General features: G+C 63.8%; 1 protein-coding gene and 1 pseudogene. Both read right to left on the bottom strand.

The window, feature by feature from the left end:
- Nucleotides 1-180, bottom strand: a pseudogene (locus AWB67_RS38985) (RES family NAD+ phosphorylase); the annotation flags it as partial.
- 25 nt (nucleotides 181-205) lie between these two features.
- Nucleotides 206-730, bottom strand: a 525-nt coding sequence (locus tag AWB67_RS38980) for a biotin synthase BioB (protein ID WP_510183525.1), incomplete at its 5' end; no start/stop codon positions are given.

The raw sequence follows: 730 nt of genomic DNA, 5'->3' as shown, positions 1-730 counted from the left end.
CTCAGGATGCATGGGATTCAGGAGCAGATTGAAATCGCTCGGGCAGACGACGGACGGTACGCGCATCGCCAATTGTTCACCGGCCTCAAGCCATTCCCGCCCGAGCGCCCTTGTTTCCGCGGGATCGCGCGTCAGGTCTGCCCAGCCTTCCGGCAGCCCAGGTATGAGCGCGGCCTCATAGAGCTCGCAGAGGCCGGTCTCGACGCTATGCGCTGTGCGCTGCGTGTCTCTGACGAACATCGTCCAAGCCGTCGGCCCGAATGCCGAGTCTCGCGAGCAGCTTGCGATCGGCCTCCGCTTGCGGATTGCTCGTCGTCAGCAACTGGTCGCCGTAAAAGATCGAATTCGCGCCGGCTGCGAAGCACAGTGCCTGCAGCGCTTCATCCATCTGCTCGCGTCCCGCCGAGAGACGCACCATCGCGCCCGGCATCGTGATGCGCGCGACAGCGATCGTGCGCACGAATTCGAACGGATCGAGCGGCGCCGTGCCGGTGAGCGGCGTGCCTTCGACTTGCACGAGGTTGTTGATCGGCACCGACTCCGGATATGGCTCCATGTTGGACAACTGCGCGATGAGACCCGCGCGCTCGCGCCGCGATTCACCCATTCCGACGATACCGCCGCAGCACACATTGATACCGACATCGCGCACGCGTTCGAGCGTGTCGAGGCGGTCCTGATACGTGCGCGTGGAGATGATCTGCCCGTAGAACTCCGGCGACGTATAGAG

This window comes from Caballeronia terrestris, assembly GCF_001544515.1.
In the GTDB taxonomy this organism is placed as follows: domain Bacteria; phylum Pseudomonadota; class Gammaproteobacteria; order Burkholderiales; family Burkholderiaceae; genus Caballeronia; species Caballeronia terrestris.
The sequence above is the reverse complement of the archived record's forward strand: the minus strand, read 5'-3'. Positions and strand labels throughout refer to the sequence as shown.